The sequence below is a fragment of the Azospirillum sp. TSH64 genome, assembly GCF_003116035.1.
Classification (GTDB): Bacteria; Pseudomonadota; Alphaproteobacteria; order Azospirillales; family Azospirillaceae; genus Azospirillum.
Map to the genome: position 1 here is coordinate 4373084 of NZ_LGQW01000015.1, position 14230 is coordinate 4387313.

12 protein-coding genes are annotated in these 14230 nt (G+C 68.0%); 5 read left to right on the plus strand and 7 right to left on the minus strand.

The genetic code is table 11. From position 1 onward, the window contains the following. Together TSH64_RS21175 and TSH64_RS21180 are read left to right on the plus strand one after the other, a co-directional pair. Nucleotides 1-1146, plus strand: coding sequence for a hypothetical protein (locus TSH64_RS21175; RefSeq protein WP_109447998.1), 1146 nt, complete (start codon nucleotides 1-3; stop codon nucleotides 1144-1146). 142 nt (nucleotides 1147-1288) lie between these two features. After that, nucleotides 1289-1720: a DUF1810 domain-containing protein gene (locus TSH64_RS21180; protein ID WP_109447999.1), complete on the plus strand. Its 432-nt coding sequence runs from the start codon at nucleotides 1289-1291 to the stop codon at nucleotides 1718-1720. A 10-nt stretch (nucleotides 1721-1730) separates the two neighbouring features. Here the strand turns inward: TSH64_RS21180 and TSH64_RS21185 are convergent, their stop codons facing one another. The 5 genes from TSH64_RS21185 to TSH64_RS21205 form a co-directional block, all read right to left on the minus strand. Beyond that, nucleotides 1731-2855, minus strand: coding sequence for a malate/lactate/ureidoglycolate dehydrogenase (locus TSH64_RS21185; protein ID WP_109448000.1), 1125 nt, complete (start codon nucleotides 2853-2855; stop codon nucleotides 1731-1733). Between the two features lie 148 nt (nucleotides 2856-3003). Continuing rightward, nucleotides 3004-4680, minus strand: a complete 1677-nt coding sequence (locus tag TSH64_RS21190; protein WP_109448001.1) for a methyl-accepting chemotaxis protein — start codon at nucleotides 4678-4680, stop codon at nucleotides 3004-3006. 85 nt (nucleotides 4681-4765) lie between these two features. Further along, nucleotides 4766-5398, minus strand: coding sequence for a histidine phosphatase family protein (locus tag TSH64_RS21195; protein ID WP_109448002.1), 633 nt, complete (start codon nucleotides 5396-5398; stop codon nucleotides 4766-4768). 11 nt (nucleotides 5399-5409) lie between these two features. Continuing rightward, entirely contained in the window at nucleotides 5410-6564 is a 1155-nt protein-coding gene (locus tag TSH64_RS21200; protein WP_109448003.1) for an alpha/beta hydrolase, read from the minus strand. A 104-nt stretch (nucleotides 6565-6668) separates the two neighbouring features. After that, entirely contained in the window at nucleotides 6669-8054 is a 1386-nt protein-coding gene (locus TSH64_RS21205) for an MFS transporter (protein ID WP_247873073.1), read from the minus strand. 886 nt (nucleotides 8055-8940) lie between these two features. On the opposite strand from TSH64_RS21205, the gene TSH64_RS21210 reads away from it, so the two are divergent. The 3 genes from TSH64_RS21210 to TSH64_RS21220 are packed head-to-tail and all read left to right on the plus strand — an operon-like array spanning nucleotide 8941 to nucleotide 11502. Next, nucleotides 8941-9306 carry a FeoA family protein gene (locus TSH64_RS21210; RefSeq protein WP_109448004.1) on the plus strand — a complete coding sequence of 122 codons (366 nt, stop codon included), beginning with the start codon at nucleotides 8941-8943 and terminating at the stop codon, nucleotides 9304-9306. A gap of 36 nt (nucleotides 9307-9342) precedes the next feature. After that, nucleotides 9343-11289 carry a ferrous iron transport protein B gene (gene feoB, locus TSH64_RS21215; protein ID WP_109448006.1) on the plus strand — a complete coding sequence of 649 codons (1947 nt, stop codon included), beginning with the start codon at nucleotides 9343-9345 and terminating at the stop codon, nucleotides 11287-11289. A 6-nt stretch (nucleotides 11290-11295) separates the two neighbouring features. Then, nucleotides 11296-11502 carry a hypothetical protein gene (locus TSH64_RS21220; RefSeq protein WP_247873074.1) on the plus strand — a complete coding sequence of 69 codons (207 nt, stop codon included), beginning with the start codon at nucleotides 11296-11298 and terminating at the stop codon, nucleotides 11500-11502. 18 nt (nucleotides 11503-11520) lie between these two features. Here TSH64_RS21220 and TSH64_RS21225 read toward each other — a convergent pair whose 3' ends face one another. Beyond that, nucleotides 11521-12201 carry a pentapeptide repeat-containing protein gene (locus tag TSH64_RS21225; protein ID WP_109448008.1) on the minus strand — a complete coding sequence of 227 codons (681 nt, stop codon included), beginning with the start codon at nucleotides 12199-12201 and terminating at the stop codon, nucleotides 11521-11523. Between the two features lie 73 nt (nucleotides 12202-12274). Continuing rightward, a complete protein-coding gene (locus TSH64_RS21230) occupies nucleotides 12275-14116 on the minus strand; it encodes a methanol/ethanol family PQQ-dependent dehydrogenase (RefSeq protein ID WP_109452897.1) in 1842 nt (613 codons plus the stop codon). Nucleotides 14117-14230: the final 114 nt, after the last annotated feature.

Genomic DNA, 14230 nt, shown 5'->3' on the forward strand with positions numbered 1-14230 from the left:
ATGCTCCGCCGGACCGCAGCGCTGGCGATCACGCTGAGCATGGTCGCCGCACAAGCACACGCATTGACGATCAGGAAGGCGGGAGAACCGGAAACGGTCACCTCCTGGCAACGCGACGCCTGCGCCGAAAGCGACGCGCCGGACACCCCGGCGCGCGCCTTCCGGGATGCCGGCGGCACGGTGCATCTGATCGCCTCCCATTCCACCGCGCGGGCGCTGACCGGCCCGTCGCTGGATGCCGTGCGGCCCAACTGCGCGGTGATCTTCCAGGGCCACGGGCAGGACGATCCGCGCCTGCATGACGACCGCAGCTGGATCTCGTCCTTCTACACGCCGGACGGCAGCACGGTCTTCGCCCTGGTCAGCAACGAATTCCATGCGCAGAAGCGGCGGGCGCTCTGCCCGTCCGGCGAGTACATGCGCTGCTGGCGCAACAGCATAACCGCGGCGGTTTCCAGCGACGGCGGGGCCAGCTTCCGGCTGAGCGCCACCCCGCCCAACCACACCGTCGCGACGCTGCCCTACCCCTACAGCGGAGATGCCGGCCAGCGCACCGGCTATTTCGCACCCAGCAACATCGTCCGCAACGGCGACCACTGGTACGCCTTCCTGTGGGCCGAGCGGTTCGGCGCGCAACAGCGCGGGGCCTGCCTGATGCGCACCGACAACCTCGCCGATCCGCAGAGCTGGCGCGGGTGGGACGGCCACTCCTATTCCGTCCGCTTCGTGCGCGACGGCCAGAGCGCCGACGCACTGGAGAACCATGTCTGCGCCCCGGTCGCCCCCGGCGTGTTGCAGGGCACCGTGCGCAGCATCGTCCGCCACCGCGCCAGCGGCCTGTTCATTGCCACCGTGGCGATGACCCGTGATGGCCGCACCGGCGTCTGGACCACCACCTCCGCCGATCTGGTCGAGTGGTCGAAGCCGGAGCTTCTGTGGGCCACCCCCCTGCTGTTCCGCTACGGCTGCGGCGATGCGGCGGCCTTCGACTACCCGGCTCTGCTCGACCCGGACAGCCGGAGCCGCAATTTCGACGACGTCGGCAGGACCGCCTATGTCTACATGACGCGGCTGAACCTCGACAAATGCAGGATCACCTGGAACCGCGACCTCGTCCGCATGCGGGTGGAGATCGACGGAGGCTGATCGCCCGGCAGCGGCAAGGATGCCACGCCCAGAGGATGCCACGCCCGGAGCGGCCGGACCCTATAGCCTGACAAACAACCGTTGCGAAGCGCCGGCCTGCATCCGATGTCTCGGCATGACCCCAGGAACGAGGAGCAGCGCCATGCCGGACAGCGATCCTTTCGACCTCCAGCGCTTCGTCAAGGCTCAGGACCCGGTCTATGCGACCGTGCTGGCGGAGCTGAGCGACGGCCGCAAGCGCACCCATTGGATGTGGTTTATCTTCCCGCAGCTGCGCGACCTCGGCCGCTCGCCCACCGCCCAATTCTACGGCATCGCTGGCCTGGACGAGGCGCGGGCCTATCTGGCTCACCCGGTACTCGGCAGCCGGCTGGCACAGGCAACCGAAACCGTGCTGGCCGTGCAGGGGCGGACGCTTCACGAGATCTTCGGCTCACCCGATGACCTGAAGTTCCGCTCCTCCATGACCCTGTTCGCCCAGGCGGCGGCAGAGGGGGGAGATCTCTACCGCAAGGCACTCGACCGATTCTGCGACGGACGGCCGGACGATGCGACCGTGAAGCTGCTGGCCTGACGGCCGGCCGTCAGGCCAGCAGTTCGCCAAGAGCCAGCCCGCGCTCCCGCCCCAGGCTGTCCAGCATCGCCAGCGTGGCGCCGTCCAGCGGAATGCCGTCGGCCAGACGCTGGCGGCGGGTGCGGGTTTCCGGCTCGCCCGGCATCTGGATGGCATCGGCCCCCGGCACCGTGGGCGTGTCGCGGACATAGGCCACCAGATCGTCGAGATCGGCGGCCCACTGCATGTTGCCGCCACGCGCCGGGTCGAAGACGATGGCGAACATGTTGTTCATCACCCGGCCGGAATCCTGGTGGGACGGCGTGCCCGGCATCGCCGAGGCCAGCGCCCCCGCCAGCACGTCGCACATCAGCGCCAGCCCGAAACCCTTGTGCCCGCCCAGCGGCAGCAGGGCGCCCGACGGGTCCTGGAACATCACGCCGGGATCGCGCGTGGGCTCGCCCTGCGGATCGAGCAGCAGGCCCGGCGCCATCTCCTGCCCCTTGCCCATCGCGACGCGGCATTTGCCGACGGCGACGGCGCTGGTGGCGAAATCCAGGATCAAGGCCGGTGTCGCTTGCGTGGCCGGAACCGCGATGCAGATCGGGTTGGTGCCCAGCCGCGGCCGGGTGCCGTCATGCGGCGCCACCGCCGGGCGGGTGACGACATTGACGAAGGCGAGCATGACCATCCCGGCATCGCTGCACTGCTCGCCATAGGAACCGACGCGGCCGATATGGTGGCTGTCGCGCAGCGACAGCACGGCCAACCCGTCCTGCCGCGCCTGCTCGATGGCAAGCTCCGTTGCCTCGCGCGCGATCACCTGCCCATAGCCGCTGTCGCCGCCGACCGCCAGGAAGGGGCCGGACCGGCCGATCACCGTCGCATGCCGGTTGGGGCGCAGCAGCCCGGCGGCAATCGCCGGCATGTACATCGCCAGCATGCCGACACCGTGGCTGTCATGCCCGCGCAGATTGGCCTCGACCAGATGGTCGGCGACGACCGCCGCCTCCTCTGCCTCGCTTCCTGCCGCTTGAAGCAGACGCCGCGCCGCCGCTGCCAGCCGCTCCGCCCGGACCGGCCGCAATCCGGTGCCATAGACGCCGGCAGTGAAGGATGCCGCCGCGGCGAAGGGATCCTTGTGTGATTCCGTCATTGTCTGTCATCCCGTTCGATGGCCCCTATTTGGTTGCCGGTTTCGCGGCGGGGCAAGGGCTGAATTGCGGCCAAAAATGCAAAGGGGCGGATTCCGGCAGCCTGGACCGCCGGAAATCCGCCCCGCATCAGCCGGTCAGGCTATACGGTCAGGCGGCGTTGACCTCCGCCACGAAGCGCCGGACTTCGTCCTTCAGCCGATCGGACTGCTCCGAGACGCTCTCCACGCTGGTGGAGACGAGGCGCATCCGCTCGCTGGTGGTGGTCATGGTGGAGGACAGCGAACCGACGCTGCTGGTGACGCGACGGGAGTTGTCGGCGGCGGCGCGGGCGTTGGCGAAGATCTGGTGGGTCGCCGCCTCCTGCTGCTGCACGGCCGACGCCACTTCGCCGTTCAGCGCGCTGAGGTTGGTGATCAGGCTGGCGATGCTTTCGATGGCGCCGATGGCGTTCGCGGTCGCCGCCCGGATCGCGCCCACCTGCGACTGGATGTCCTCGGTGGCCTTGGCCGTCTGGGTGGCGAGGCTCTTGACCTCGCTCGCCACCACGGCGAAGCCCTTGCCGGCCTCGCCGGCACGCGCCGCCTCGATGGTGGCGTTGAGCGCCAGCAGGTTGGTCTGGCCGGCGATGGAGTTGATCAGCTCCACCACCGCGCCGATCTGCTCGGCGGCCGACGCGAGGCCGGTGACGATCCCGGTGGTATTGGAGGTCTCCGTCACCGCGCGGGATGCCGTCTGGGCGGCGCTTTCGACCTGACGGCTGATCGCGGCGATGGAGCCGCGCAGTTCCTCGCTGGCCTGGGCGGCGGACTCGACGCTGTCGGAGGCACCCTGCGCGGCACCGGCGGCAGCATGCGCCTGGTCAGTCGTGCTGGCGGCGTCGTTGGTCAGGGCGGCAGTGCGCTCGTGCAGGGCCACAGTGGTGGTGCTGAGCGTCGCCACGACCTCGTCCATCGCGCGGGCGAACTCGGCGGCACGGACGGACAGGCGCTCGCGCTGAAGGTCGCGGGCGGCACGTTCCAGGTCGGCGCGCTGGCTCTCGTCGCGGGCGCCCTGCAGGGTGGTGGCAAGCCCGGCGACGGCGCGGGCCATATCACCGATCTCGTCGGGCCGGTCGGCGTGGGGCACGGCAACGGTCAGGTCGCCGCCGCCGATGCGGCCCAGCACGTCGCGGATCGCCAGCAGCGGGCGCGACATCCCGCGCGACACCCAGATGCCGATGCCGACGCTGATCGCCAGCAGCAGCAGCGAGACCCCAAGCTCGCGCCAGATGCGGGCGCGGAATTCCGCATCGACGTCGTCGGTGTAGACGCCGGTGCCGACCATCCACTGCCAGGGCTGGTAGCCGGCGGCATAGGCGATCTTCGGGGTCGGATCGGCGTCGTCGGTACGCTTGTGGCGGAAGGCGACGAAACCGCCGCCGGCCTTGGCGGCCTCGGTCATCTGGACGTTGAACGGGACGCCGTCGGGGTCCTTCAGGTTCAGCAGGTTCTTGCCCTCGACCTGCGGGCGCAGGCCATGAACCAGGCTGACGCCGGCATAGTCGTAGACGAAGAAATATTCGCCGTTGCCATAGCGCATGGCGCGCACGGCATCGCGGGCCCGCTCCTGCGCCTCCGCGCGCGGCAGCTTGCCGGACTTTTCCTGCTCGCCATAGAGCGCGATGACGGACGCGGCCGCATCGACCATCTCCTTGACCTTGGCCTTGCGCTGCTCGATCAGGTTCGTGCGCGTTCCCGTCAGGTGGACGGTGGCCCCGGCGAGCGTGCTGAGCAGCGCCACGCCGAACACCAGCAGCATGAGCCGCGTACCAATCTTGAGCTTCATCGCCCTTCTCCTTACTCCTGATCCACGCGGCATCGCGCGGCATCCACGCATCGATTTTCGATTGGTTTTCCGACCGATTCTCCGGTCAGGCCGGGCAGCAGGCCCCGGCTTTCGCCTCCAGCGGGGTTTCCAGTGGAGCTGCCAGCGGGTCGCACCGCCACCATCCCGGCCCGCCCGGCGGGGCGGACAGGCGGGTGAAGGCCACGACCTCGCAATTTCCCAGTTCGACACCCGGCCGCCCGGCGAGCCGGTGCAGCAGGATGCGGGCCACGCCCTTGCTGCCGACCAGCAACGGCCGGTGCTCCAGCAGTCCGGCGGGTCCGTTCGCCAGATCGTCGACCCCATCCAGGACACGGGCGGCGAAGGCGCCTTCGCTCTCTCCTCCCGGCGGCGTCTCTCCGGCGGCGAACCAGGGACGGGTCAGCTCGATCGGCAGGCCGTTCCATGCCCCCAGGCTGCGTTCGCGCAGCCAGTCCCGGCTGAGAAGCGGAACGCCCAGCGTCTCGGCGAAGACGGCGCCGGTCACGGCGGTGCGGTCCAGCGGACCGGCGATCACCAGACCGCAGGCCCGGCCGGACCGGCGGAGCCGCTCCGCCGCTTGGCGGGCCTGTTCGATCCCACGCTCGGTCAAGGGAATGTCCCGGTCGCCGCCGCAGCGCACGCCCCGCAGGTTGTCGTCGGTCTCGCCGTGGCGCACGAAATGGAAGCCGTCACTCATCGCCGGCCCCCTCACCGGAACAGGATGCGGGCAGCACCCGCGGTCCAGCCGATGGTGCTTTCCGCCGGCAGGGCATGGGGGGCCGACAGCCAGCGGGCCAGGGCATCGATGTGCAGAGGATCGCTCAGCGTCGGGGTATGGCCGACATCCGGCACATGCAGGACGCTCACCCCCGGCTTGCCCATCATCCGGGCGATGGTCGCCTCCTGCAGGGCGTCGCTCATCATGCCGTGCACCAGCAGCACCGGGCAGTCGATGCCCTGCCAGTCGTCCCACTGGTCATGGTCCTGGATGGCGCCGTCGCGGTAGCATTGCAGCGCCCGGATGTCGTGGCGGTAGACCCGGCCGCCATTCTCCTCCGACCAGCGTGTCTGGTGGAAGCTGTTGTGCAGGAGAACGGTGTCGTCTACCGGCCCGTCATTCTTCTGGGCCGCTCCGGTGCGGTGGAACAGCTGGGCCGGATGGCGGAAGACATAGTGGCGGGCGACGGATTCGGCGCGCCGGCGCCGCCGTTCGGTCGGGATGAAGGGGCCGATGTCGTTCAGGATAAGGCGTTCCACCAGATCCGGAGCCTCTGCCGCCACCCGCATCGCCACGCTGCCGCCGAGCGAGGACCCCAGCAGGGTGACCGGTCCCAACTGCTTGTGGCGGATCAGGGCCAGCACCTGGGCGACGGTTCCGTCGAAGCTATAGTCCGACTGGTCGGCCAGCCAGCCGCTGCGGCCGCGCCCGGCCCAATCGAGGCACAGCACATGGTAGCGGTGCGACAGGGCGCGTGCGACATAGTCGAAGCGCCGGGCGGAATTGGCGATTCCCCCCAGGCATATCAGCGCCGGGTTCTGCGGGCTGCCCCATTCCGTGTAGGCGAGGCGGATGGTGTAGTCGGTGCGCAGCCGCTCCACCGTGCCGAGTTGCAGTGCCGCGCTGTGTGTATAGTCGAAATGGCGCAGGCGATGGCCGGCACCGATCAGCGGCTCGACCACCCGCATGATGGTTTCATAGTTCTTCCAGGTCATGTCCTCGACGGATCCGATCCCCAGCGCCTCCAGGGTGACGCGCAGGGTCTCCATCGCGCCGTCGTGGCGGCCATGGGCAGGAAGGGTTCCCCTGGCGAAGGACGGGCAAGGCATCGTCGGAACTGGCTCCACGAGCATCTGGTCAGGCATGGGCGTCGAAGCCTCCGTGATCGATGGGTGTGGGGGCGAGGGACACAAGGCTGTCGGGGTTTGCGGCATCGGGGGATGACGCACGGGGCTGGAAGCGGGGGAATTCATCGGACAGCCTCTCCCGCTGCCGGCGAGGCGGACGGAGCCAGCAGGAAGACGACGCAGAAGGCGGTCCCGCACAGCATGCCGAGCGCACCGAGAGCGACCAGCGCAGCCTGCGCTCCAAAGCGGTCGGCAATCGCCGCCGCCAGCAACGGACCGATCACCGAACCGCCGCGTTCCAGCAGGCGGTAGACCGCGAAGACGCTGGAATCGCCCATGCGGGCGCAGTCCGCGCGGCAGACCTCCGGGACCAGAGCCAGCTGGGTGGCGTTGTTGAAGGCATGGGCGACGCCGAGCGCGGCGATGCCGATCAGGATTCCCGCGACGCCCTGTTCCTGCAGGATCGCCAGCGTGCCGGCCCCGCCGACCAGCCCGCCCAGCCCGGCGAACAGGGCATGGCGGCCGGTGCGGTCGGCGACCTTCGACACCCACGGGCCGAGCAGGACGATGATCAGCCCGTAGGTCATCATCAGACGGCCGATCCCGGCCGGCGTCTCACCGGCCGCATGCAGCGACACCGGGACGAGATAGAAGAGGTATCCGGTCAGCATCAGCTTCGTCGGCACCGACGAGAACAGCAGCAACGCCAGGAACCGGGGATTGGCAAGCAGTGCGGTCGCATCGCCCATGCGGAAGGGGTGTTGTCGCACCCGCTCCGTCCGGTCGGCCGGAAGAAGCGTCACCGCCGCCGCCGCGGCCAGCGCCAGCAGCGCCGAAACCGCAAAGGTGGCGCGATAGCCGAACTGATCGGCGAGAATGCCGCCCAGCGGCGCGCCGCACAGGCCGGCGACGATCACCGCGGCGACGAACTGCGCCATGCCGCGTGCGCGCCGGTCCGCCGGGGTGTGGCGGGCGACGAAGCCCTGAGCGCCGATGAACATCACCGCATAGCCGAGCGCGCAGGCCCCGCGCCACAACAACAGTTCCGCCATCGATCCGGCCATCGCCGTCCCGATGAATCCCGCCACCGCCGGCAGGGTGCCGAGCAGCAGCGTGCGGCGGCTGCCGAACCGGTCGGCCCAATGGCCGGCGAAGGGAGTGAAGACGGCGACCAGAGCCATGAACAGCCCGATCGGCAGCCCCATCATCATGGTCTCGGACAGGCCGGGAACCGGGGTGTAGAGTTCGCGGGCGTAGAGCGGCAGGAAGGACCGCGACAGTTCCTCCGCCAGCATGAACAGGAACAGGGCGGCGCGCATGCGGCCCACCGCCGATGCCGGCTCCGCATCCCCGCAGCCCGGGCGGGCGGCGAGCAAAAGCAGCCCTTCAAACACCAGAAGAAGGCAGACGACCAGCATCACGGCAGCGTCGTAGAAGAAGCCGCGCACCGCCTCGGCTGGCAGCAGACCCGCGAGCCCCGGCAAAGTCATGGCACAGAATGCAAGCATGGCCCCTGCCACCACCATCAGCCCCCGCAGGGGCGTGGCGCCGGCCAACCGTGGGAAAGAAGGCAGCAGCCGGCCGGCTGACCACAGGACCGCCGGAATTGCAGCCGCCAGGATCGCCATATGGTTGCTTGCGGAATCGAGCGACATCCGCGTAGCAGAAAAGGTGAAATCTGCAGCAGCATTTCCATAAAATTTTGCATAAATCAGACAAGAAAACAGTATGATTCCAGTCATCGTCAGAACAGGCAGAACGATGTGCGGACGTGTGACTGATTTCGATTGCATTGCTAGCTCCAGACACACAACCGCTGCGCAGAAGTGTTTCGGAGGCTAATTCGTAACTCCAAAGAATTGGTAAATCGAATTTGCTTCGGAAATAAAAGTTCTAGATTCTGAATGTCATACCAGGGTATGATTTTTGTTGGCAATACTGATACTGAAAATATTCAGGAAAATATGATGGAACGTCTCTCAATACATATTTCTGATATGATTTTTATATGAATTTCAATGTTTTTTGGCGGTGAAGGACGCCATTGCCCAGCAATCCGCGACGCCAGAGAGTGGAATACACACGTTGGTTGCAGCGCAGCAAAAAGTAAGCTTTACTATTTTGAATTGGAATCGCCTCCTGATTTTCACACAGAATGAGAGTGATATCGCGAGGACGCGTCCCACTCCTTCGCTTTTTTTCGGGAAAAATCGAAAAAATTGTCGCCCATGAGAGAGGCGCTTCACCCCTTTCTCCCCGGCGCCGTAAGGACGGGACCGTTCCGCGGCGCTTCGCCACATCGCAAATGCAAGTGATTCGCATCATTGTCGGGTTTGCGGCCCTTGCCGCCGATGCGCACGTCCTTTCCGGCGTGCCGCCCACAGGTGTTCCACCATGATCCCGCCGCTACCCGGCCCCGCTCACGCCGCCCTTCCTTCCACCGCCACCCGCCAGACTCCCGGTCCGGCACCCGGCACCAGCTCCGATCCCCCCGCCGGGGACGATTGCTGCCGTCTCGGCGCGTTGCGCAAGGGCCAGCGCGCGGTTGTGGCCGGTCTGGACGACTCCGCCGTCGCAACCCCGCTGCCGCCCGGCGAACTGGAACGCCGCATGATCGAGATGGGCCTGATCGAAGGCGCCCGCGTGGAAATCCTGCATGAGGGCTTCCCCGGCGCCGATCCGCTTGCCGTGCGCATCAACGACCACACCCTGGCCTTGCGCCGGGCGGAGGCGCACGCCGTCCTGGTGACGCTCGGCTGAGCCGTCACCTCCTCTTCCTGCGGAAAGGTTTCCGCGATGTCCGATACCGTTCTTTCCACCCCGGCCTTTATGGGCGCTCCGCCGCGCATCGCCCTGGTCGGCAATCCCAATTGCGGCAAGACCGCCCTGTTCAACGCGCTGACCGGCGCCCGCCAGAAGGTGGCGAACTATCCCGGCGTGACGGTCGAGCGCAAGATCGGCGAATTCCTCAGCCCGGCCGGCACCCGCGTGCAACTCGTCGACCTGCCCGGAACCTACAGCCTGCGCGCCCGCTCCCCCGACGAGGAGGTGACGCGCGACGTCGTGCTGGGCCGCTTCCAGCACGAAGCCCCGCCGGACGTGATGGTCTGCGTCGCCGATGCCACCAACCTGCGCCTGCATCTGCGGCTGGTGCTCGAGTTGAAGAAGCTCGGCCGGCCGATCATCCTCGCGCTCAATATGATGGACGTGGCGGAGGCGCGGGGCTGCCGCGTCGATGCGGCGGCCCTGTCGGCGGCGCTGGGCGTGCCGGTGGTGCCGACGGTGGCGATCAAGCGCACCGGCGTGGTCGGGCTGCTCGACCAGATCGACCGCAGCATGATCGCGATGACCGCCGCGCTGCCCCCCTCTCCCGGCAACGCCCCTGACATTACCCCCGGCACCTCCTCCTGCGGTTGGAGCGAGCCCTCCGCCCTTGACCTGCGCGCCTATCATCAGGAGGTCGAAGCCATCCTGGCCGCTGCATTGCGCGATGCCGGCCGGCCGTCGCTCGCCACCCGCCGCATCGACGCCGCCCTGCTGCATCCGGCCATCGGCCTGCCCTTCCTGTTCCTGGTGCTGTTCCTGATGTTCCAGGCGGTGTTCGCCTGGGCCGCCGTACCGATGGACATGATCGACAAGGGGCTGGGCTGGGTTCAGGCCGGCGCCGGAGCGGCCCTGCCCGACGGGCTTTTGAAAAGCCTGCTGACCGACGGCATCATCGCCGGCGTGGGCAGCGTGGTGATCTTCCTGCCGCAGATCCTGGTGCTGTTCTTCTTCATCCTGATGCTGGAATCCACCGGCTACATGGCGCGGGCGGCCTTCCTGCTCGACCGGCTGATGGGCGGTGTCGGACTGCATGGCCGGGCCTTCATCCCGCTGCTGTCCAGCTTCGCCTGTGCCGTCCCCGGCATCATGGCGGCCCGCACCATCGAGAACCGCGCCGACCGGCTGGCCACCATCATGATCGCCCCACTGATGACCTGCTCGGCCCGGCTGCCGGTCTATACGCTGATCATCGCCGCCTTCGTCCCCGACCGGACGGTGGCCGGCGGCATGATCGGCTTGCAGGGGCTGGTGATGTTCACCCTCTACGCCGCCGGCATCCTGTCGGCGCTGGCGGCCGCCTTCGTGCTGAAGCGAACGATCTTCAAGGGTGCGCGCGAACCGCTGCTGATGGAACTGCCGTCCTACCGGCTGCCCAGCCCGCGCGACATCCTGCTGGGGCTGCTGGAGCGGGCGCGCATCTTCCTGGCCCGCGCCGGCACGGTGATCTTCGCCATCATGATCCTGCTGTGGTTCCTCGGTAGCTTCCCGGCGGCACCCGACGGGGCGACCGGACCGGCCATCGACCACAGCTTCGCCGGGATGCTCGGCCATGCGCTGGCCCCGCTTCTCGCCCCCATCGGCTTCACCTGGCAGATCGCCATCGCGCTGGTGCCGGGCATGGCAGCGCGCGAGGTGGCGGTGGCGGCCCTCGGCACCGTCTATGCGCTGAGCGAGACGGGCGACGCACTCTCCGGCTCGCTGGCCGGCGTGCTGGCGGCGGACTGGAGCCTGCCCACGGCGCTGTCGCTGCTGGCATGGTTCGTGTTCGCCCCGCAATGCGTCTCCACCCTGTCGGTGGTGAAGCGGGAAACCAACAGCTGGTTCTGGATGCTGGTGATGATCGTCTACATGACGGCGCTCGCCTATGGCGCCGCCTTCGTCACCTTCCACCTGTCCAGCGTCCTGCTGGGAGGGTGAGCCATAATGGAAAGCCTGCCCGAAACCATCCTTGTCGGCCTGATCGTCGCCGCCGCCTTCGCCTGGGTGGCCTGGACCATCCTGCTGCCCGCCCCCTTGCGCAACCGCCTGCGCCGGCTGGCCGGGCGGCCTGTCCCCGCGCAGGCGGGCGGCTGCTCCGGCGGCTGCTGCGGCTGCGAGGCGGCGGGACCGAAACGCGGCAAGCACTGCTGACGGTCCCGCCGCACACCGTCACCAGCCGGTCGGGCAGGACCGGCAGTCGGTCATCAACGCGTCCTGGAAGATGGCGAAGCGCAGCTTGGCCCCGTCCATGTTCGCCCCGGACAGGTTGGACAGGGCCATCTTCGCCTCCTGAAGGTTGGCCCCCTCCAGGCTGGCGCCGGCGAGATTGATCTTGTCGGCGCGGATCGCCTCCAGATTGGCGGCGGTCAGGTCGCTGCCGGTGAAGTCGGCGCCGGTGGCTCGGGCGAATTCCAGGTTGGCGCCCCTCAGCCGCGCACCGGACAGGCGCGCCCCCTGGAGAAAGGCGGTGCGCAGGTCGGCCCCGTCCAGAATGGCGCCGGTCAGGTCGGCGCCGCGCAGATCCGCCTTGCGCAGGTCGGCCCGCATCAGGTTGGCCCCATGCAGATCGGCCCCGGCCAGCGACAGTCCACGCAAATTGCGATGCCGCAGATCCAGGTTGGGGCAGACGATGCGGGGGCCAAGCGTGCATCCGTTGACGACGCTCGCCCGCTCCTCCTCGCCGCCGCCGACCGGCAGCGCGGCCTCCTCGACGGCCGCCGGGATCGCCGCCGTCTCCATCTCCGCCGCCAGCACGGCGGGAACAGGCGCCGCAAGACAGGCGGCTAGGGCGTTCAAAGCCAGGATCCGACAGAATTTTCTCGGCAGCACGGCCTTGCTGTGCGACGTCATGATGATGCCTCCGATGAAAAGGACCGGGGCGGCGACCGCCCCGGCGCTCCAGGCTCCGGTTTCGCGGAGCCGGTCACTTGCTGCTGGAGACCTTCACGTCGGCCAGCTTGAACACCCAGAAGGAACCGCCCTGGGTCACGCGGGTGGTCAGGTCGGCAAGGTCACCGCCCCACAGCGGCACCGCGCCGCCATAGCCGGTGGTGATGCCGACATACTGCACCCCGTCCTGCTCCCAGGTGATCGGAGAGGAAACGATCCCCGACCCGGTCTGGAAGTGCCACAGCTCCTGGCCGCTCTTGGCGTCGAAAGCCTTGACGAAGCCGTCGCCGGTGCCGGTGAAGACCAGATTGCCGGCGGTCGCCAGCGTGCCGGCCCACAGCGGCAGTTCCTCCTTATGCTCCCAGACGATCTTGCCGGTCTTCGGATCCAGTGCCCGCAGGCTGCCGACATGATCGTCGAACATCTTGTGGATGCGGAACCCCATGCCGAGATAGGCCGAGCCGGGGTTGTAGCCGACATGCTCGGTCCAGTAATCCTCCTTCCAATGGTTGGCGGCGATGTAGAACAGCTTGGTGTCCTCGCTGTAGGACATCGGGTTCCAGTTCTTGCCGCCCAGGAAGGGCGGCGACACCTCGACCGGCTTGCCGCGCTTCTCGCCTTCGGCCGGCAGCGGCGGGCGCTGGCCCTCATTCTCGATCGGACGGCCGGTCTTCAGGTCGATGCCCTTGGCCCAGGTGATGCCGTCGACGAAGGGATAGGCCGCCAGCACGCTGTTGGGCTTGTTCGCCTCGCCGCCGGCCGTCGCCAGCTTGGTGCGGTCGGTGACGTAGAAGAAGCCGTTGCGGTCAGCATGCGCCGTCGCCTTCACCGTCTTGCCCGAGGCGTCGGTGTAGTCGAACAGCACCAGCTCGTTGTTGCCGGAGAAGTCCCAGGTGTCGTTCGGCGTGTGCTGGTAGAAGCCCTTCAGCTCGCCGGTGGTCGGGTCGACATAAGCCTGGCCGGAGGTGTAGAGGCTGTCTCCCGGCCAGCGCGCCCAGCCGTTCCAGGGCGCCGGGTTGCCGGTGCCGATGACGATGGTGTTGGTCTCCACGTCGAAGGTGGCGCTCTGCCAGGGCGCGCCGCCGCCGTGGTTCCACGCCTCCACCAGATTGCCGTCCTTGTCGCGCGGCCAGGAGGGGGCCTTGTCGCTGCCGGTCGGCGTGCTGTCCTTGCCGTTCAACCGGCCCATATGGCCCTCGACCAGCGGGCGCATCCAGATCTCGTCGCCGGTGTCGGGATCGCGGGCGAACAGCCGTCCGACCACGCCGAATTCGTCGCCCGAAGACCCGTGGATCAGCAGAACCTTGCCGGTCTTCTGGTCCTTCACGATGGTCGGCGCACCGGTCATGGTGTAGCCGACCTTGTGATCGGCGAACTTCTTCTTCCAGACGACCTTCCCGGTGTCCTTGTTCAGCGCGACGACGGAGGCGTCGAGCGTGCCGAAGAAAACCTTGTCGCCATAGATCGCGGCGCCGCGGTTGACCACGTCGCAGCAGGGGCGGATGTCGTCGGGAAGCCGGTGGGAATAGCTCCACAGCCGCTTGCCGGTCTTGGCGTCCAGCGCGAACATCCGCGAGTAGGAGCCGGTGACGTAGATCACCCCGTCATGGACCAGCGCCTGGGTTTCCTGCCCGCGCTGCTTCTCGTCGCCGAAGGAGAAGGACCAGGCGGGGACCAGACGTGACACGCTTTCGGTGTTGATCTGCTTCAGGGTGCTGAAACGCTTGCCTTCCACCCCCATCCCGTACATCAGCACGTCGCCGGGATTCTTCGCATCGTTGGCGATGGCATCCCAGGTGACGTCGGACGCCAGTGCCGGACCGGCAGGCGCCGCGGCCAGGAACAGCGCGGCAGCCACCGCCGCCATCCCGGCCATGCAGGTCCCGCGGAAGCGGCGTCGCGGCTTGCCGCCGGTGACGGCCGCAATCGTGCTGTAGGACGAAAGTGTCATGCGTTTCCCCCGATGATTGGCCGCGAAGCGGCGGTTGCG